At 56.7% G+C, this 19,746-nt stretch carries 17 protein-coding genes; 4 read left to right on the top strand and 13 right to left on the bottom strand.

Features of this window, described 5'->3' with window-relative positions; all coding sequences use genetic code 11:
- Nucleotides 1–128: 128 nt before the first annotated feature.
- Nucleotides 129–2,486 (bottom strand): DUF1631 domain-containing protein, encoded by a 2,358-nt coding sequence (locus tag FIU95_RS05255; protein WP_152452178.1) that lies wholly within the window; start codon nucleotides 2,484–2,486, stop codon nucleotides 129–131.
- A 481-nt stretch (nucleotides 2,487–2,967) separates the two neighbouring features.
- On the opposite strand from FIU95_RS05255, the gene nadC reads away from it, so the two are divergent.
- Nucleotides 2,968–3,822 (top strand): carboxylating nicotinate-nucleotide diphosphorylase, encoded by an 855-nt coding sequence (gene nadC / locus FIU95_RS05250; RefSeq protein ID WP_253868869.1) that lies wholly within the window; start codon nucleotides 2,968–2,970, stop codon nucleotides 3,820–3,822.
- Between the two features lie 76 nt (nucleotides 3,823–3,898).
- Here nadC and FIU95_RS05245 read toward each other — a convergent pair whose 3' ends face one another.
- From FIU95_RS05245 to FIU95_RS05200, 10 genes are all read right to left on the bottom strand, one after another.
- Nucleotides 3,899–4,645, bottom strand: a complete 747-nt coding sequence (locus FIU95_RS05245; RefSeq protein WP_152452177.1) for a sulfite exporter TauE/SafE family protein — start codon at nucleotides 4,643–4,645, stop codon at nucleotides 3,899–3,901.
- 3 nt (nucleotides 4,646–4,648) lie between these two features.
- Nucleotides 4,649–4,828, bottom strand: a complete 180-nt coding sequence (gene ccoS / locus FIU95_RS05240) for a cbb3-type cytochrome oxidase assembly protein CcoS (RefSeq protein WP_152452176.1) — start codon at nucleotides 4,826–4,828, stop codon at nucleotides 4,649–4,651.
- 14 nt (nucleotides 4,829–4,842) lie between these two features.
- Nucleotides 4,843–7,284 carry a heavy metal translocating P-type ATPase gene (locus FIU95_RS05235; RefSeq protein WP_152452175.1) on the bottom strand — a complete coding sequence of 814 codons (2,442 nt, stop codon included), beginning with the start codon at nucleotides 7,282–7,284 and terminating at the stop codon, nucleotides 4,843–4,845.
- A complete protein-coding gene (locus FIU95_RS05230) occupies nucleotides 7,281–7,805 on the bottom strand; it encodes a FixH family protein (protein WP_152452174.1) in 525 nt (174 codons plus the stop codon). The genes FIU95_RS05235 and FIU95_RS05230 overlap by 4 nt, the downstream gene beginning before the upstream one ends.
- A gap of 83 nt (nucleotides 7,806–7,888) precedes the next feature.
- Entirely contained in the window at nucleotides 7,889–9,307 is a 1,419-nt protein-coding gene (gene ccoG, locus FIU95_RS05225; RefSeq protein WP_172975324.1) for a cytochrome c oxidase accessory protein CcoG, read from the bottom strand.
- A 139-nt stretch (nucleotides 9,308–9,446) separates the two neighbouring features.
- Nucleotides 9,447–10,355, bottom strand: a complete 909-nt coding sequence (ccoP, locus tag FIU95_RS05220) for a cytochrome-c oxidase, cbb3-type subunit III (RefSeq protein ID WP_172975323.1) — start codon at nucleotides 10,353–10,355, stop codon at nucleotides 9,447–9,449.
- The gene (locus tag FIU95_RS05215) at nucleotides 10,355–10,588 is read right to left on the bottom strand and encodes a cbb3-type cytochrome c oxidase subunit 3 (protein ID WP_152452173.1); all 234 of its coding nucleotides are present in this window, start codon (nucleotides 10,586–10,588) and stop codon (nucleotides 10,355–10,357) included. The genes ccoP and FIU95_RS05215 overlap by 1 nt, the downstream gene beginning before the upstream one ends.
- 18 nt (nucleotides 10,589–10,606) lie before the next feature.
- On the bottom strand, nucleotides 10,607–11,224 hold the full coding sequence (gene ccoO / locus FIU95_RS05210; RefSeq protein WP_152452172.1) for a cytochrome-c oxidase, cbb3-type subunit II: 618 nt from the start codon (nucleotides 11,222–11,224) through the stop codon (nucleotides 10,607–10,609).
- A gap of 11 nt (nucleotides 11,225–11,235) precedes the next feature.
- Nucleotides 11,236–12,690 carry a cytochrome-c oxidase, cbb3-type subunit I gene (ccoN, locus tag FIU95_RS05205; RefSeq protein ID WP_152452171.1) on the bottom strand — a complete coding sequence of 485 codons (1,455 nt, stop codon included), beginning with the start codon at nucleotides 12,688–12,690 and terminating at the stop codon, nucleotides 11,236–11,238.
- Nucleotides 12,691–12,877: 187 nt separating this feature from the next.
- Nucleotides 12,878–14,098, bottom strand: a complete 1,221-nt coding sequence (locus FIU95_RS05200) for an argininosuccinate synthase (RefSeq protein ID WP_152452169.1) — start codon at nucleotides 14,096–14,098, stop codon at nucleotides 12,878–12,880.
- A gap of 319 nt (nucleotides 14,099–14,417) precedes the next feature.
- Here FIU95_RS05200 and pyrC point away from each other — a divergent pair, with 319 nt between their 5' ends.
- The 3 genes from pyrC to FIU95_RS05185 all read left to right on the top strand — a co-directional run bounded on the left by pyrC (nucleotide 14,418) and on the right by FIU95_RS05185 (nucleotide 16,602).
- Nucleotides 14,418–15,449, top strand: coding sequence for a dihydroorotase (gene pyrC / locus FIU95_RS05195; protein WP_152456131.1), 1,032 nt, complete (start codon nucleotides 14,418–14,420; stop codon nucleotides 15,447–15,449).
- Nucleotides 15,450–15,544: 95 nt separating this feature from the next.
- The gene (gene rnt, locus FIU95_RS05190) at nucleotides 15,545–16,219 is read left to right on the top strand and encodes a ribonuclease T (RefSeq protein ID WP_152452167.1); all 675 of its coding nucleotides are present in this window, start codon (nucleotides 15,545–15,547) and stop codon (nucleotides 16,217–16,219) included.
- A gap of 185 nt (nucleotides 16,220–16,404) precedes the next feature.
- Nucleotides 16,405–16,602 (top strand): hypothetical protein, encoded by a 198-nt coding sequence (locus tag FIU95_RS05185; RefSeq protein WP_152452165.1) that lies wholly within the window; start codon nucleotides 16,405–16,407, stop codon nucleotides 16,600–16,602.
- A 137-nt stretch (nucleotides 16,603–16,739) separates the two neighbouring features.
- On the opposite strand, the gene secF is transcribed toward FIU95_RS05185, so the two are convergent.
- Together secF and secD are read right to left on the bottom strand one after the other, a co-directional pair.
- Nucleotides 16,740–17,744 carry a protein translocase subunit SecF gene (gene secF / locus FIU95_RS05180; protein WP_152452163.1) on the bottom strand — a complete coding sequence of 335 codons (1,005 nt, stop codon included), beginning with the start codon at nucleotides 17,742–17,744 and terminating at the stop codon, nucleotides 16,740–16,742.
- Between the two features lie 11 nt (nucleotides 17,745–17,755).
- Nucleotides 17,756–19,624 carry a protein translocase subunit SecD gene (gene secD / locus FIU95_RS05175; RefSeq protein WP_152452161.1) on the bottom strand — a complete coding sequence of 623 codons (1,869 nt, stop codon included), beginning with the start codon at nucleotides 19,622–19,624 and terminating at the stop codon, nucleotides 17,756–17,758.
- Between the last annotated feature and the right edge of the window lie 122 nt (nucleotides 19,625–19,746).

The following is a 19,746-nucleotide window of genomic DNA, read 5'->3' as shown; positions in this document are numbered from 1 at the left end:
TCGGGATTTCAGCAGTAACCATTTTATGGAAGCGTTGATCGATATGCCAACCTGTTTGGAGCTGTCACGCGACAGAAGTAGAAAACCGGCAGCAGACCACCGGGCATAATAAATTGGCTCTTTATTCCTTAACGCTGTTCACTGCGCTTCTTGCGCACATTGCCGATTACCGACTGCAGAGCGCGCTCGAACAACATACCATCGTCTAAGGGCAACAACTGTGCCGAGCGCAAGGCATGGGCCAATTCCAAGCGCGCAAATTCCGCCACCTTGGCGCCATTGCGGTTTACAAAAATAAACTGGTCGATATCGCGGATCACCGCCGCCAAACGGCAGCGGAACTGCTCGTCTTCGGAGCGTTTCAACTCGAACCAGCTTCCCTGGGCCAAGCGGAAAGTCATCTGCCAATGGGGATCGTCCTCAGCGAGTTGTGCCAGCCCTTGCTCCTCAGTGGCAGGAGCAACCTCTGCCTGGGCAACGGCCTGCTCTATCTCTTCCATTGGCGGCACCGCAACTTCCGCCTGGGCTTCGATGCTCTCGACTTCCACCGGATCATCAATCCGCAAGACTTCGGCTGTTTGTGACTCTACAGCAGCGATTACATCGGAGGTTTCAGTGGAGTCTTCTACAGCCGCCTCCACAGCAGTGGCCGCCTGGACTTCCCGTGCTACCTGTTCCTTAACCTGGCGGTCGCGCTCTTCCGTTAAACGTTGCGCCAGGGCAAAGCGTTCGCGGTAAATTTCCTTAAGGCCGGCAAACAGGCTGCGCGCCTCAAATGCGTTATAGGAAAGTGCCTCAATGCCTTCGCGCAGGCGCTCCTGTAGAGAAGGCAGCAGGCTCAAAAGTTGTTTGCGTGCCTCCGGCATCGGTGCCTGCACACTCCAGACCAGATCCCGAGCAGTGCGCACATCGTGACTCCAGGCCTCGCTGTCGGTACCCTCTTTAACGCAGGTGAGGAACAATACGTTATTCCACACCTTGTTGAGCCAGTCCTGCACGACCGGTGGCAAATCCCGCTCCGCCACCAACGCATCCATCACAGCGGCAACCCGTGCTCGTGCAGCCTGGGTTTTTGCGCGACCATCGGCCTCGTCCACCACTCGGCGTTCGAGCATCTCCGCGCGCTTGCGCTCGCGGGCAATAAATTCACGCAGGGATTCCAACAACGCCGAAAAGATATGGATGTCCTGATCAAATTCATTCAGGGCGCGCTCAACAATCTGTGAAATCTCCCGGTAGAGCGGGTCGGATTCATAATTTTCAGGAGCCTGCCAACCTGTCGCCGCATCGGCGAGCTCGTTGAGCAGCTTGCGCGCGGGATGGCCTCCTTTGCTGAAGAAGGATTTGTCGGCGATAGCCACCTTCAGCAAAGGCAATTGCAGCCGACCCAACAGAGTTTTTATTGGAGTGGCGAGGCTACGGTCTTCCAAAATGAAGGAGAACAGCATCTCCACCAGTTTGATGACATCGCTATCCACTTTTGCCAACGATGCTGCCTGGTTGGCCTCCACCAAACGCTGCTGCAATAGCTCCCCCACGTTGAGAAGCTGAGCTGCACCGCCGCCTTGATAATGAACACCGTTTTGCAGGGCCCCCAGGTGACTGAGCAGATCCCCTGCCGGCATAGGCGCCATACCCGCGGTAGCTGGTATAAGGCCCGGCGCAAAGTGGCCACTGACCGGAACCCCTTGGGCAATCTGGCCCTGACCTTCACCCGCAACCGAGCTGGCATCCGCTCGAGCCTGGGTGCCACTTGGACCGGGCGCACTGTAAACAGAACGCTGGCGCGCAGCGCGCTGCTGCTCCCTCAGGGAGGGCAATACCCCCTGCTCCACCAGCAACTGGTTGCAAAATTCGTAAAAACCCCGCAGCTGTTGCATCACAAGCTGCTCAAACTTCTTTAACAGGGTAAGGCGGGCGCGGATATGCAGGTCGAGGGGCTGGATAGCCTCCACAAAGGCATCGCAGATCACATCTGGACCCAGCGGGTTGTTCTTGTCGTAGACCTTTACCGCATAGAGAGTGTCCAGGCGCAGGCACAACTCGGTGAGAGATTCCGCGAAGTCGCGTTTCGCATTGGCCACCATGGTATCTGCGGCCACCAATTGCTCGAGGTCATCGTTGTGGACCAGCGATAGGTTATCCGAAGCGAAGCTGGCCTCGGCCTGAGCTTCCTGGCGAATCTGAAAAGCCTGTTGCACACTACCGATAAAGCGCTCGGCGATATTGCGCCGCTCAACCCGCAACAGGCGCAAAGCCTGGAACAAGCCATCCTGCTCTTCTTGGCCATGGGCCCGCTCAGCCATAGCGAAAAGTGAGTCATCTACTTTGCCAAATAGTGACTTAACCCGCTCAAACAGCTCAGCGCAAGCCTTCTCTTTCAACATTGAAACAGCCGACGGCAGTACTGCGGGCTTGCCTGTAAGCCCTGCCGAGCGCTCTGCACTTTTTTCTGAGAGAGAAACTACCTTGCTGGATTCACTCATTTCCAAGAGGTCCTTCAAATACCATCCGGCTTTTCAATATTCGCTGGCTTAAATCTTGTTGGCCGTGGGAGTCGCGGTAAATAACCAAGCCTTACTTTTTACCCGCACCACTTCTATCAAAGGATGACTACGGGCAGAGCAACACCTTGCCACTCTAATTAAATTTTGTCGGCATTCTGCTCGAATAAAACCAATAACTTCTTGATTTTGCTCAGATTTCGAGCTTTTTAATGCAAGCGAGTTGAATAGTGAGGAGGAGGTTAGCACGCGCTTGCATCGACACCGATTCAGCGAGAATTTTACCCATGATAACCGCCCTATTGACACAGTTTGGCGACACATTTGAGACACTTGTCACAGCGAAATGTTGGGGCAGCTGCTAACGAGACAATTGTGTGAAGTGCGGCGGCATTCGGCTCCAGGCAATCCAAATCCTGTGGGTTTTGGTAAACTGCCCGCGCGTTTATTTCGAGGTTTGCCAATGCACCCTAAAGACTCCACCATCCCGAACATCATGACCGACCTGCAAAGGGCTGTGCGAACGGCACTGGAGGAGGATATTGGCAGTGGTGATATCACAGCCCAGCTGATCCCAGCCGATCGCAGTGCCCGCGCCCGCGTGATCACCCGCGAAGACTGCACTCTGAGCGGATGTGCCTGGGTTGAGGAGATCTTTCGCCAGCTAGATCCCGAGCTACAACTCACCTGGCATTTTGCCGATGGCGACAAAGTCGCCGCCAATAGTGTGATTTTTGAACTCGAGGGCAATGCCCGCACAATCCTCACCGGCGAGCGCACCGCACTTAACTTTCTGCAAACCCTATCGGGCACCGCCACTACCGCCGCGGAATTTGCCGCCCGCGCTGCCGGTACCGAGGTAAAAATCCTCGACACCCGCAAAACCATTCCCGGCCTGCGCAGCGCGCAAAAATATGCCGTTTTATGTGGTGGCTGCCACAATCACCGCATCGGCCTCTACGACGCTTTTCTTATCAAGGAAAACCACATCGCCGCGGCCGGCGGTATCGACAAGGCTGTAGCCCAAGCGAGAACCATCAAACCGGATGCGCTGGTAGAGGTTGAGGTGGAAACCCTCGAGGAACTGCAGCAGGCGCTCGATAGCGGTGCCGACGTGATTATGCTCGACGAATTCAACGATGCAGATACCCGCAGCGCTCTGGTATTGGCCAAAGGGCGCGCGAAAATTGAAATTTCCGGCAGTGTCGATCGGGAGCGAATCGCGCAACTGGCAGAGCTGGAAGTCGATTACATCTCCTCTGGCAGCTTGACCAAGCACCTGCGTGCTATCGACCTATCCCTGCGTATCGACTTTTAAGCATGCTCTGAAAGGGGCACGTTTAAAACGGGGGACGGCGCTATATTGCGCGGTACCCCGCAAATTGCCAGGGCCATCAGTGATGATGGTGGTGACTTTCTTCCTCGGATTTCTCTTCGACAGACTCCACAGTATTCATAGCGCCGTGGTTGCTGTGATCTCCGTGACCACCATGGCCGAGAGCGCCCCACAGTGTCCAAAAGCCAAACAGCATAATTGCCGCGGCAAACCCCAGGCGAACCCCTGGCTTCTGCACGATATTGCGCACCTGCACGGCGGCGGCGCCAGTGGCCAACATGGCCGGCAAGGTGCCCAGACCAAAGGCGAGCATTGCCAGCGCCGAGCGCTCCGCACTGCCTTGGGCCAATGCGAAAGTCAGGGCGCTGTAGACTAAACCGCAGGGCAACCAGCCCCACAGAGATCCCAAGGCAACCGCCTGACCGGCGGAGCGCACCGGTAGCAATTTAGCTGAAAGCGGCTGGACATAACGCCAGAGGTAACTGCCTCCTTTCTCCAACCAAACCAGGCCGCGCCAGATACCGGCTACATAGAGTGCCATCACGATTAACATAATCCCCGCGGCAAAGCGCAGGGGTGTCAGTGCCGGAATGACAGCCGCCCCCAAGGCACCGGCCAGGCCCCCCATCAATGTGTAACTGGCAATGCGCCCCAACTGATAGGAACCCAACTGCACCCAGGCGGTCTGCCTGCCGGGTACGGCCATGCCTAGCGCGCCCGAGATACCTCCACACATACCGATACAGTGACTACTGCCGAGAAAACCGATGGCGAGCGCCGCCGCCAAGAACCCCCAATCCCCCACGAGTTACCGCTCCTTTTCCCCGTTTTCTGAGGATGATTCCTGCAGATCATCCTCAAACAAAATACGTCGCCCCTCTGTTTCAAGGTCGTCGTACTGACCGTTGTTGACCGCCCAGAAGAACACTTTGATAGCGAGAGCGACAAACACCACCGCAATGGGAATCAGAAAGTAGAGGCTTTCCACACTTCACTCCTCTGTTAATGAGCTAAACCGGGCTGTTGGGCCATTTCCCGTTCGGAAACGACCCCAGCGGGCTTGGCTCGCGATAAACGCAGTGCGTTAATTACCACCACCAGCGAACTCAACGACATACCGATCGCGGCCGCCCAGGGGGGCACCAGACCGCATACCGCCAAGGGCAGCGCTATGACGTTATAACCCAGCGCCCAGGCCAGGTTTTGGCGCACCACCCGGCGACATTTACGCGCCAGGGCGACAGACTGCGCCAACACCCTCAGGTCGCCATTCAGCAGGATCGCATCGGCACGGGATTGGGCCAGATCGGCGGCAGACATCATCGCTACCGAGGCGTCCGCACCTGACAGTACCGGCACATCATTGAGGCCATCGCCCACCATCAGGACTTTCTCGCCCGCTTCCTGCAACTGCTTCATATGGGAGAGTTTGTCCTCCGGCGAGGCCCCCGCTTGGAAACGATCAATCCCAGCCTGGGCAGCCAGCCGCTTGACTTCAGCAGACTGGTCGCCGCTCAACAATTCAACCGATAGCCCCATGCGGCCTAGCTGTCCGACCGCCTCTTCGGCGGAGTCCCGCAATTTATCGCCAAGCGCAATCCAGGCGATGGCGCCGCGATCATCCGCCAGCAACAGCCACTGCCCCTCCCCCTGTGGAGCCTCGACAAATTGCGTGTTGGCAAAATCCGCACGCCCCAGGCGATAGCCATTTCCTTCGACCTGCCCTTCCAGGCCACGGCCAGTATGTACTTTGAGCTGACTGGCACTTAGATTGCCGCGCCAAGCACGAAATGCGCGCGCTAAAGGGTGATGGGTTTGCGACTCGAGGGCCGCCGCCACATCCTTAACCCGCTGCTCACTCCAGCCATCACGGAGCGATTCAATACGCAGAATGCGTGGTTCGCCGCGCGTTAAAGTGCCGGTTTTATCAAACACCACCCGGCTGATACGGGGAAGAGTCTCTAAAAGACTGCCACCGGCCACCAATAACCCCAACTCCTGCAGACGCAGAGTCGCCGAGGCCAGTGCTGCAGGTGTCGCCAAAGATAAAGCGCAGGGACAGGTCACCACCAATACCGACAGAGCCACCCAAAAAGCGCGGCTTGGGTCCAACTGCCACCAGACCGCGAAAGCGCTCACAGCCGCAATCAAAACCACCCCGACAAAAATACCGGCAACCCGATCCGCCAGCGCTACCTGCGCGGGTTTATCCAGCTGGGCCCGCTCCACAAGGCGCTCGATCGCCGACAATCGTGTAGATTTCCCCGCGGCAGTGACACGCACGGTAAGACTGGAATCGCCGTTGACGCTACCCGCATACACCTGGCTGCCCAGGGTCTTTTGCTGTAGCGCGGATTCACCACTGAGCAGCGATTCATCAACACCGCTCTCACCTTCGAGTACCTCACCATCGGCGGGAATCGTATCGCCGGGCCGCAGTAAGATTCTGTCACCGGCCGCCAGGGCCGCTACCGGTACATGTACTAACTCATTACCGTCATAGCGGGCTGCGGTCATCGGCAACAGCTGCGCGAGTCCACCGCTAGCGAGTCCGGCGCGATGGCGCGCACGCATTTCCACCGTGCGCCCCAGCAGCAAAAAGAAGGTGAACATGGAGATGGATTCAAAATACACCTCACCGGTGCCGAATACGGTGGCATAAAAACTGGCACCGTAGGCCAGGCCAATGGCCAGGGAAACCGGTACATCCATACTCAGATGGCGTGCGCGCAGACTGCGCAGGGCGGCGCTGAAGAATGGTCGCGCGGCATAGAACACCACAGGGGTGGCCACCAACAGGGAGACCCAGCGGAAGTAGCGTTCGAACTCGCCCACATCACCGCTGCCGGCCCCAAAATAGAGGGCGATGGCGAACATCATCACCTGCATGGTGCCGAGACCGGCAACCCCGAGACGACGCAGGGCGGCGCGATGCTCGCTCTGAATCACACTTTCCCGATTGGCGGCAGTGGCCGGTGCCGGGCGGTAGCCGATGCGCTCCAGGGCCTCGAACAGGGCGCTGGGTTGAATCTGATCGGGGTTAAAGACAATTTGCGCGCGCTGGGTACTGGCGTTGACCGAGACCTTCTCGATACCCGCCAGTTGCCCCAGATGCTTCTCGATCAACCACACGCAGGCGGCGCAGGTAATGCCGCCGATCAGCAGGGCCGCCATTTGGCGGCCGTCATCCCAATCGTGCACAAACTGCTGCTGCACCTCGGGAAGGTCGTAGGCTTTCCAGCGCTCTTGCGGCTGGTTCTGCTCCGGGCGATCGCTCTGTTTTTCCCGGAAGCGGTAAAAACCGTCCAAGCCCCCGGAAACAATCGCACTCGCCACAGCCTCACAGCCCGGGCAACACATACTGCGCGGGGCACCTTCGATCACAACCGAGTGATTACTGCCCGCGGGCACCGGTAGCCCGCAGTGATAACAAGAAGAGGTCATTGACTGCCGGGATTCATGGGGGCGGCATTGCCCAGCTCAAAGTTGATCTCGCCTTTGAGGCGCCATTCCGCATCCTGGTGCGCACTCGGGTCGAGTTCCGGCATCAAGCGCAGGTACCAGCGACTTTTTAAGGCGCCCGGCACTTCACCGGAATAGCGCCCCACAGAGAGCTGCGACAATACGACATGCTGATCCAGATCCTCCTCCACTGGATGGCTCAGGGTGAGCAGCAATTTTTCCGGGTAGTCGGTATTGCCATTCAACTCGACGGTAACACCGCCTTCAGCAGGCTGGAATTGCACCAGAGCAGCCAGGCCCAACGCTTTGGCACGCTGGTCCTGCTCGGCAGAGAAGTGATACATGCGACTGTCTTTGTAATAGGTATCGCTGACCTGATCGTCGGCGAAGCGCACGGCTATGGAGACCGTAATAGAGGAGACTACAACCACCGCAATCAGCGGTGCCAGGACCATCCAGGCCCAGAATTCCCGATACCAGGGTTTCGACGTTGGTTCATTCATCGCGTTACCAAATTACCGTTTTGTGCAGAAAAGTAGAGCCCGCCAGGACGGGCCCGTACTTTGCAACGGGAACGGTGTCCCGTCTACTGCTTAGGACCAATAAATACCGTTCGATGCTTAGTGACCAACTCCTGGTCGTCGACAGCCTGAACCACGATATCGATATCGTGCTTGGTATCCTTCAGCTGAGTTTTGGGCACACTCACCCGAATCGGTACCGGATAGATTTCACCGGCCTTCAGGTAAATGCTGCGCGGCTTGCGCACCGAATAATCATAATTCGGGTTGCCCTCAACACGAATCGTGAACTCATGGGCCGCCTGATCCATATTGTTGATCTTCACGGTGTAGACATTCTGCACCACCCCGCGGGATACCCGGAACATGCGGGCACCACGGTCACGGGTGATCTCCGCCTCGATGGGGCTGCGAGTTGCCACCTGATGCGAAAACAATCCTACCATGGCTAGCAAAACGACTGCGTAGCCAAACAACCGCGGACGCAAAAAGTTGGTCTTGCCAGTCTGCAGCTCGTCCTCAGAGGTAAAGCGAATCAGACCGCGCTCATAACCCATCTTGTCCATCACGCTGTTGCAGGCATCGACACAGAGGCCACAGTTGATACATTCAAACTGCAGACCATCGCGAATATCGATATCTACCGGACAGACCTGTACACACCAGTAGCAGTCGATACAGTCACCCATACCCTCGGCTTTGTAATCCACATTCTTTTTGCGCGGCCCGCGAGTCTCACCACGCTTGGCGTCGTAGTAAACCGCGAGAGTATCCTCGTCGTACATCACCGACTGGAAGCGCGCGTAGGGGCACATGTACTTGCACACTTGCTCGCGCAGGAAGCCTGCGTTCATGTAAGTGGCGAAAGTAAAGAAGGCAACCCAGAAGACACCCTGTGGATGCGCTTGGAAGGTGGCCAGGTCCACTACCAGATCGCGAATACCGTAGAAATAACCGACAAAGGCCAGGGCCGTGGCCAGTGAGATCAGCAGCCAGATAGCATGGGTACCGCCCTTACGCAGAACCTTTTCTACGCCCCAGGGCGCTTTGTCCAGCTTCATACGCTTATTGCGGTCGCCCTCGCAAACCCGCTCAGCCCACATAAACATCATGGTCCACACGGTCTGGGGGCAGGTAAAGCCACACCAGACCCGTCCCATCCAAGTGGTGACGGCAAACAGGGCGAAGGCGGCAATAATCAGCAACCAAGCGAGCAGGAAGCCGTCTTGGGGGCCAAAGGTCGTCCAAAAGATATGGAATTGGCGGGTGGGGAGATCAAAAAAGACCGACTGGCGCCCGTCGATATTGATCCAGGGGATAAAAAAGAAAGCCAGTAACAGCGGCAGGCCTGTGTACTTGCGAATTCGGGTATAGATACCGCGAATATGGCGAATATAAATCTTGTCGTCCGACTCATAGAGCATGCGGTAGCGAACTTCGCCATTACCTTCCTGCTCTTCGCGGGTGGGGATCAAGTCACTCACAAAAACCTCACTCTCACACGGGCAAAATCTGCACGCGGGCACAGGTAGCCACTTATGTTGAGGCTTTTATCTCCGTCCCTGCAGCACCCGGAGTTCCTTGTATAAAAAAGGCCCGACTAATTAGGCGGGCCTTATTCGATTACTGCTGTTCTTCGTCCTGCTTGGACAGGCTGTAGACATAGGCCGCCACCAGGCGGATCTTGTCTTCACGCAGTTTGTCCTTCTGCGCGGGCATCATATTGGAGCGCCCACCACGAATGGTGTGCTGAATCTGCTCGCGGCTGCTGCCGTAAAGCCACAGATCATCGGTCAGGTTGGGAGCTCCCAGGGCTTGATTACCCTTGGCATCCATTCCGTGACAGGCCATACATACGGTGTTGAACACCTTCTGACCCTCGGCGGCCATCGCCTTGTCGTGCTCCAAGCCATTGAGAGAGAGCACGTACTCGGCGGTGTTGCGCACACCTTCTTCACCGATAACCGGCCCCTGCGGAGGCATCATGCCCTGACGACCGTTGTTCAGGGTCTCCAGGATTTTCTCCGGGGTACCACCGTAGAGCCAGGCGTTATCTGTCAGATTGGGGAAGCCAAAGTTACCACCGGCATCCGCACCGTGACACACAGCGCAGTTGTTGGCGAAGATCCGTCCACCCATTTTCAGGGCTTCTGGGCTCTGGGCAATTTCCTCAATAGGCATATCGAGATAAATACCAAACTGCTCATCGAACTTCTCCTGGGCCTTGGCCTGGGAAGCCTCCAGTGCGCCGACAGAAGACCAGCCACTCAGGCCCTTGAAGTTACCCATACCCGGGTAAATCACCAAGTATCCAACGGAGAACACCAGCGTGGCGATAAACAGCATGAACCACCACTTGGGCAGCGGGTTGTCATACTCCTCGATGCCATCGTAAACGTGGCCGGTGGTTTTGTTTTCCGGTTCAGCCTGGTCGTCCACTGCCACTTTTCGGTTGGCGAACAGCACCCAGGTAATCAACGCCAGATTGGCGAGGGTGAGTACAATAACCCACACACTCCAGAATGTACTCATTACTTATCCTGCCCCTGTTTTCGTTCAGTCCCGGGCTTTTCCCCGGATTTGGATTCGTCCTTCTGAGCGGCTGACGCATCCTTGTCGGCTTGTTGCTCATCATCGGCAAATGGCAAATTGGCATCTTCTTCGAAGCGCTTCTTGCGCTTCGGAGAGAAAGCCCACCAGCAAATAGCCAGGAAGGCCAGTGATCCCAGAACCAGTCCGATTTCCCGCAATGTTTCGATAGTCACGAGTTTCCTTCCTCGCTATTAGCGTTTTTGGGTGACCAGAGTACCCAGCTGTTGCAAGTAAGCGACCAGAGCGTCAATTTCTTTCACCTTGCCACCTTTGAAAGGCTCAGCCGCATTGGCGATATCTTCATCGGTGTAAGGGACGCCCACCAGACGCAGTGCCTCCATCTTGCGCGCGGTGTAGTTACCGGTAACCACGTTGTCGAACAACCAGGGGTAGGCCGGCATGATGGATTCAGGTACTACGCTGCGCGGGTTGTACAGGTGAGCGCGCTGCCACTCATCGGAGTAGCGGCCGCCCACGCGGGCCAGGTCGGGACCGGTACGCTTGGAGCCCCACAGGAAGGGATGCTCGTACACGGATTCCTGCGCCATGGAGTAATGGCCGTAACGCTCCACCTCGGCGCGCAGCGGGCGCACCATCTGGGTGTGGCAAACGTGGCAGCCTTCGCGAATATAGATATCGCGGCCTTCCAGCTGCAGTGCGGTCAGTGGCTTCTGACCCGGCAGCGGAGTGTAGTTCGCCTTGGTAAAGAACTGCGGAACGATCTCCACCAGGGCACCAAAGCTGATGGCGATAATGGTGAAAAAGATCATCCAGCCGATATTTTTTTCTACGATGTCATGATTCTTCACGATCTAAACTCCTATGCCGCTGGCACTGCACGAACGGTGTTATCGGCTTCGGCATCGTTTACTTTCTCAGTAATCGTGCGGTAGACGTTGTAAGCCATCAGCAGCATACCGACCAGGAACATGGCACCGCCCAACCAGCGCACCACATAGCCAGGGTGGCTCGCAACAACACTTTCTACGAAGCTGTAAGTCAGGGTGCCGTCGGCGTTGAAAGCGCGCCACATCAGACCCTGGGTAATACCGTTAACCCACATGGCAGCGATGTACAGAACGGTGCCTACAGTAGCCAGCCAGAAGTGCGCGTTGATCAGCTTGGTGCTGTACATTTCGCGACGCTTCCACAGAACCGGAACCAGGTGATACAGGGCGCCGATAGAGATCATTGCAACCCAGCCCAATGCGCCGGAGTGTACGTGGCCCACAGTCCAGTCGGTGTTGTGAGACAGAGCGTTCACAGTTTTGATGGACATCATCGGACCTTCGAAGGTGGACATGCCGTAGAAGGACAGGGATACCACCAGGAAGCGCAGGGTCGGATCGGTGCGCAGCTTATGCCAGGCGCCAGAAAGGGTCATGATGCCGTTGATCATACCGCCCCAGGAAGGTGCCAGCAGAATCAGGGACATTACCATCGCCAGGCTCTGCGCCCAGTCGGGCAGCGCTGAGTAGTGCAGGTGGTGACCACCGGCCCATACGTACAGGGAGATCAGGGCCCAGAAGTGCACGATAGACAGCTGGTAGGAGTAAACCGGACGACCAGCCTGCTTGGGTACGAAGTAGTACATGATGCCGAGGAAGGCCGCAGTCAGGAAGAAGCCTACCGCGTTGTGGCCGTACCACCACTGGATCATCGCATCCTTGGTACCGGAGTAAATGGAGTAAGACTTGAACGGAGCAACCGGAATTTCCAAATTATTAATAATATGGAGTACGGCAATGGTGATGATGTAAGCACCGAAGAACCAGTTGGCAACGTAGATATGGGAGGTCTTACGCTTCATGATGGTGCCGAAGAACACCAGCGCGTAAGCAACCCAAACGATGGCGATCAGGATATCGATCGGCCACTCCAGCTCAGCGTATTCCTTGGTAGAGGTGAAGCCCATCGGCAGGGTAATTGCCGCGGCCACGATCACCACCTGCCATCCCCAGAAGGTGAATGGAATTAGCCAGCCACCCCAAAGACGTACCTGACAGGTGCGCTGCACCACATAGTAGGAGGTGGCAAACAGAACACTACCACCGAATGCGAAGATAACCGCATTGGTGTGCAGTGGCCGCAATCGCCCGAAGTGGGAGAAGGGCTGCCAGAAATCATTGAGCTCGGGCCAGGCCAGCTGAGCCGCGATCAATACGCCCATGCCCATACCAAAGATGCCCCAGACCACGGACATGATGGTGAACTGGCGCACGATTTTGTAGTCATAGTCCGGCACATGGCCGGTCTTTGCCACCGTTGTCGTCATGTTTTTACTTCCGTTGCTTTTAAAATTCGGATCCACTGAGCGGGCCTGGCCCACCACTGGGTCTGCGGCAGTTATGTATGAACCCGCTTATAACGTCGAAGGCATACACATAACTGTCACTGTTGGCCGGATAAGGATTTAAGCGCATCCGTCACCGGCCTTGGCTGATCTAAATCAACTAAGTCGACTAAATCAACTTTCTTCCTTTACCGGCGGCAATGCGCAGGCGCAGGGCGTTGAGCTTGATAAAGCCCTCCGCATCTTTCTGGTTGTAAGCCCCGGCATCGTCCTCGAAGGTGGCGATGCGCTCATCGAAGAGACTGTCCGCAGAGCGGCGCCCAACAGCGCTCACACTACCCTTGTAGAGTTTCAGACGTACTTCACCATTGACCACTGCCTGAGATTCATCGATTGCGGCCTGCAACATACGGCGCTCCGGAGACCACCAGTAGCCGTTGTAAATCAAATCGGCATAGCGCGGCATCAAGGAATCTTTCATATGCGCCACTTCGCGGTCCAGGGTGATGGACTCAATAGCGCGGTGCGCTTTCATTAAAATGGTGCCGCCGGGAGTTTCGTAACAACCGCGGGACTTCATTCCCACATAGCGGTTTTCCACGATATCGAGGCGACCAATGCCGTTGGCTCCGCCCAGCTTATTCAGTTTTTCCAGCAGGGTAGCCGGGCTCAGACGCTCGCCGTCGATAGAGACCGGATCACCATTCTCAAAACCGATAGTGATATAAGTTGGCTCTTCCGGCGCAGCCTCAGGGCTCACACTCCAGCGCCACATATCTTCCTCGGCTTCCGCCCAGGGATCTTCGAGAATGCCGCCCTCGTAAGAGATATGCAGCAGGTTGGCATCCATCGAGTAAGGGGACTTTTTCTTCTTGGAAGAGAAGTCCACGGGAATTTTGTGCTGCTCGCAGTACTGCATCAGCTTTTCGCGGGAATTTAGATCCCACTCACGCCAGGGCGCAATAACCTGAATCCCAGGCTTCAGTGCATAGGCACCCAGCTCGAAGCGTACCTGGTCGTTGCCTTTACCGGTGGCGCCATGGGAGATGGCATCGGCACCGGTCTCGTTGGCGATCTCAATCAGACGCTTGGCGATCAGCGGGCGCGCGATAGAAGTGCCCAGCAGGTACTCGCCCTCGTAGATGGCGTTGGCACGGAACATCGGGAAAACGAAGTCCCGCACATATTCCTCACGCAGGTCATCGATATAAATCTCTTTAACCCCGAGGGCCTCAGCCTTGGCTCGCGCCGGCTCAACTTCTTCGCCCTGGCCAATATCCGCGGTGAAGGTCACCACTTCACAGTCGTAGGTATCCTGCAACCAGCGCACGATCACTGAAGTATCCAGTCCGCCGGAATATGCCAGTACCACCTTCTCGATTTTGCTCATTGCTGTCCTCTGCTGCCGGATTTCGCCACCACGACTAAAGTGCGGCGACCTGGATCACCTTCTGTGAAATTTGTGTTGTTCTGGGGGAGGTTATTTTTGGAGGTATGCCCAGCATCGGTATTTATGGGCACAATAAATACCCACATACTTTATCGGGGCGCGATTGTAGCGCCTCTGCTCGCAATCGACTAGCGCCAAGGTGTGAGTCTACGCAATTGATTAACTTTTAACCGGCTCGCACATCGCATTTTTACCCCGCATCGGGTAGCATGCGCGCCGCACAGAGACTCTTCAACAGCAATTGATATCCTGGAGTACCATGACGGAGCAAATCACTCTTCGCGCCCCCGACGACTGGCATATTCACCTGCGTGATGGCACCGCCCTGGAACGCACCGTTGGCGATGCCGCCCGACAATTTCGCCGCGCAATTGTGATGCCAAACCTGGTGCCGCCCGTCACCACCGGTGAGGGCGCGGCCGCATACCGCGAACGCATACTCGCGCATGTTCCGGCCGGCCTTACATTTGAGCCGCTGATGGTCATCTATCTGACCGATAAGACCGATGCCGAAGTCATCCGCCAGGCCCATACCGCCGGCGTGATCGCGGCGAAGCTCTACCCCGCCGGTGCCACCACCAACTCCGACTCCGGCGTAACTGACATCGCCAATATTTACCCGGCTTTGGAAGAGATGCAGTCCTGCGGCATGAAGCTGCTGGTACACGGTGAGGTCACCACCAGCGATATCGATATCTTCGATCGCGAACACGCTTTTATCGAGAAGACCCTGTCTCGCCTGGTTGATGATTTTCCCACGTTGAAAGTGGTATTCGAACACATCACCACTGCCCAGGCCGTCGAGTTTGTGCAGGGCGCCCGCGAAGGGGTTGCCGCAACCATTACCGCGCACCACCTGCTGTACAACCGCAACCATATGCTGGTGGGCGGCATTCGCCCGCACTTCTATTGCCTGCCAATTCTGAAACGTGGCGACCACCAATCCGCACTGATTGAAGCGGCTACCAGCGGCAGCCCGAAGTTTTTCCTCGGCACCGACTCGGCCCCCCACGCGCACCACAAGAAAGAACAAGAGTGCGGCTGTGCCGGTTGCTATACCGCCTACTCCGCCATCGAGCTGTACGCCGAAGCCTTTGAGCGCGCCGGCAAGCTGGATAAGCTTGAGGGCTTCGCCAGTAATTTCGGCCCGGATTTTTACGGCCTGCCGCGCAACCAGGGCACCATTACTCTGGCGAAGCAGTCCTGGGCACTGCCGGAAGAATTGGATATGGGCGGCGAAAAGCTGATCCCCCTGGCCGCCGGTGAAACTCTGAACTGGAAACTCGTATAATTCCAGCCCAAAACTTCGCGGGCCCCGGGTCCGCGAATGCCCTACCCCGCCGGGTAAAAACATCCCGGCACAACTGAGATTTACAAGGACTCAAAGTGACCCCCGCGGAAGAACCCACAGGACCCAAGAGCTCCCTCGCCCAGAGATTTCGCGGCTTCCTGCCAGTTGTGATCGACCTGGAAACCGGCGGCTTTAACGCGCGTACCGATGCCCTGCTGGAAATTTCGGCGGTAATCCTGGATATGGATGAAGAGGGGAAACTGTTCCCGCTGGAGACCCACAGCTTTCACCTGGAACCGTTCGAGGGCGCCAATGTAGAGCAATCGGCCCTGGACTTTATCGGCATCGACCTGGAGTCTCCCGAGCGCGAAGCCTGGCCCGAGGAAATCGCCCTACCGGAAATGTTCCGCAAGATCCGCAGTGCTGTGAAGAAACACAGCTGCACCCGCGCCATTATGGTCGCCCACAATGCCCACTTCGATCTGGGCTTTGTCAATGCAGCGGTGGAGCGGACCGGGATCAAGCGCAATCCCTTCCACCCGTTCTCCTGCTTTGATACCGCTACCCTCGCCGGGCTCGCCTACGGTCAAACCGTGTTGGCTAAAGCCTGCCAGGTCGCCGGTATCGAGTTCGACAACAGCTGCGCCCACTCCGCCGAATACGATGCCGAGAAAACGGCAACCCTGTTTTGCGGAATCGTCAATAAGTGGCGGGAACTGGGCGGCTGGCCGGTGGCCAGCACGGAATTCGAGGAACAGGAGGCCAACTAGCCTCCTGCGAGCACTCCCCTGTCAGTGGCCGGAACAGCCTGTTCCGCCACCCCTCTGCGCCCTTTCCCTTTAGCCACACTCGTGGCGGCAAACTGCGCACTATGGATGCCGCTTAGACAATTGGGTGCTTTTTTATGCAGTTTGCTGTATGATGACTCGCTAACCCAAAATACCGGACAGTCAACGTGGCCAAAAAAGCATCCTCCTCTTCCAGCAGTCGCAAGCAGAACACACCTCTAGAGACCAGTGAGAGTATTGAGGCGCAAGTGCAGGCCTTTTTGGCGAAGGGTGGCGAGATCGAGCAGGTCCCCAAGGGTGTCAGCGGCCAGACCAACACCTCCGGCCCCAAACATATTACCTTGGGCAAAAAGCCTCGCAGCTAACTGTTCGCAACCAGCCCGGTAATTACCTCACAGTCACAAGCCCCGATTTCAGTATTTGCTTGTCAGCGACTGAAAAAACCGGGGGCATAAAAAAGGCCGCTAATCAGCGGCCTTTTCAATTTAGAGACTATCCCAAATTAGGGCACCTCTTCTTCCAGCTCCGCACCCTCTTTCACTGGCGGCATCAGATCCTCTTTGCTGATCTTCAATGCCATCAGAACGTTCGCGGCAACATATACAGAGGAGTAAGTACCCACAACCACGCCGACAATAAGAGCCAGGGAGAAGTTATGAATCAGCTCGCCACCAAAGAACTGCAGCGCCCACAACACTAACAAAGTAGTGAACGAGGTCATAAAGGTACGGCCAAGCGTCTGGCTGATGGAGATATTGATAATCTCCTCCGGTTCAGCCTTTCGCACTTTACGGAAATTCTCGCGGATACGGTCGGATACCACGATGGTATCGTTCAACGAGTAACCGATCACCGCCAGCACCGCCGCCAACACGGTCAGATCGAAGTCCAACCCCATCAGAGCAAAGAAGCCCAGCACAATAATGACGTCGTGCCCTAGTGCTGCTACAGCGCCAATCGAGAACTTGTACTGGAAGCGCAAAGCAACGTACATCATCACCAGAGCCAGTGCTACCAGCATACCCAGGCCACCGTCGTCGCGCAGCTCGGCACCCACTTGCGGGCCGACCAGTTCGACACGGCGCAGGGTAACGGTGCCCTCACTGCCAGCACGCAGAACCTCAACCACCTTGTCACCAATAGGCGTGGTGGTCTCCTGATCGGTGGCACTGATACGGGTCTCTGCTTCGGCGACCTCTGGGGGCAGCTTGATCATCAGCTCGTTATCGGAACCATAATTAACAACCGTCGCGCCCTCAAAGCCAGCATCTTGCAGCTGAGTGCGAACGTCATTAATAAACGGAGTAACTTCGTAACCCACTTCTACCTGGGTACCACCGGTAAAATCCAGACCGAATTTCAGGCCCTTGGCCGCCAGTATCCCGATCGAAGCCAGCACCAGCACAACAGATAGTACGGTGGCAAACTTGCGCCAGCGCATAAAGTCGTACACGCGCTTGCCCATGTACTCGGTAATCTTTCCGCTTTCCACTTTGGTCTCACTCATGGCCAGCCTCCTTAAATCCAGAGTTTCTGTACACGGCGACCGCCGTAGAACAAGTTAATGATTGCGCGCGTACCCATGATGGCACTAAACATGGAGGTGAGAATACCGATAGACAGGGTCACCGCGAAGCCCTGCACCGGACCAGAGCCAATCGCGTAGAGGATCACCGCCACGATCAGGGTAGTGATATTCGCATCCACAATGGTGCTGTAGGCGTTGTCGAAGCCCGCACTAATCGCCGACTGGGGCGGCATCCCATTCCTGAGCTCCTCCCGTATTCGCGAGAAGATCAGCACGTTGGCATCCACCGCCATACCCACGGTCAATACGATACCGGCGATACCCGGTAGCGTCAGGGTGGCGCCGAGAATCGACATCACCGCCACCAGCAGAATCATATTGACCGCCAGAGCAATATTGGCGGCGAGACCGAATACCCGGTAAGAAATCAGCATACAGATAATCACCGCGAGCAGGCCGATCTGTACCGATTGCACACCCACCTTGATGTTATCCGCACCCAAGGACGGGCCGATCACACGCTCTTCCACAAAGTACATGGGAGCGGCCAGCGCACCGGCGCGCAGCAGCAGGGCCAGTTCCTGGGCTTCTGCCGGGCTGTCCAGTCCGGTTACACGGAACTGTTTGCCCAGAGCGCTCTGCACGGTGGCCAGGCTGATAATCTTTTTATCTTCGGTTCTAACCTGCTCGACAATCTGATTACCCTCGGCATCCATTTTGGTCTGCGGGGTAAAGCGCGTCTCGATAAACAGGGTGCCCATACGGCGGCCGACGTTCTTCCAGGTGGCGCGGTGCATCAGCTCACCACCACGGGAATCCAGGGTGATATTCACCTGAGGAAGGCCGCTCTCATCGTAGCCGACACGCGCATTGGTCACGCTGTCACCCTTGATGATGATCTTGCGCTCCAGCCAGGCGCCGCCGTACATCTGCTGTTGGCGCTCGCTGCGGTACTCGAAGTACTCCTTGTTGGTGACCAGCTCATCGGGGCGGGCCTCCATACGGTATTCCAGGTTGGCGGTCTTACCGATAATCCGCTTGGCTTCGGCGGTGTCTTGAACACCGGGCAGCTCCACCACAATACGGTTGCGCCCCTGGCGCTGTACGATCGGCTCAGCCACACCCAGCTCGTTCACCCGGTTACGCAGGGTGGTGAGGTTCTGGGAAACCGCGTAGTCCTCAAGCTGTTTGATCTCCTGCTCGGACAAGGTGGCCCGGATTTCCAGGTTCTCGCCACTGCCGGTCTCGCGCAGTTGCAACTGCGGGAATTCCTTGCGCATGGTGGAAAGGGCCAGACTACGCAGCTCCTCGTTGCGGAAACGCGCCACAATCTCGCGATCGTCGATCAGGTTAACGCTACGGTAACGGGCCTTGGCCGCGCGCAGTTTGGTTTTCACATCCTGCACATAGCCTTCCATATTGGTTTTTACGATGGTGTTGGTATCCACCTCCATCAGGAAGTGCACACCACCGGCCAGGTCGAGACCCAGCTTCATGGGGCTGGCGCCGATATCACTGAGCCACTGGGGGGTAGTAGACGCCAGGTTTAGAGCAACCACGTAATCGCTGTGCCCCAGTGCCTCTTGAATCGCGCGCTTGGCAGGTAGCTGCTGATCGATGGATTCGAGGCGGATCAAAATCGCCTTATCACCCACCTCGCCACCAAAGTGGGCGATACCCGCGTCATCCAGGGCTTTGCGCGCCTTGGTGAGGACATTTTCATCCATCTCCATGGCACTGGACTGCCCGGAAATCTGCACCGCAGGGTCCGGCTTGTAGAGGTTGGGCGCGGCGTAGATCAGGCCGAAGGCCACAACCGCGAGAATCAGAAAGTACTTCCAGATCGGGTAGCGATTCATGCTGTTCTCATTGTTCTAGTGTGACCCCTAGGGCCGGTAAATCTTGGCAATCTGCCACGATATGTGGGCGCAGTACACAGATTGCAAGGTGCACAGCCGCCGACAAAAGTGGAAGCGATTAT

Origin of the sequence: Microbulbifer sp. THAF38, from assembly GCF_009363535.1 — a bacterium.
In the GTDB taxonomy this organism is placed as follows: domain Bacteria; phylum Pseudomonadota; class Gammaproteobacteria; order Pseudomonadales; family Cellvibrionaceae; genus Microbulbifer.
This window is presented reverse-complemented; position numbering and strand designations above follow the sequence as displayed.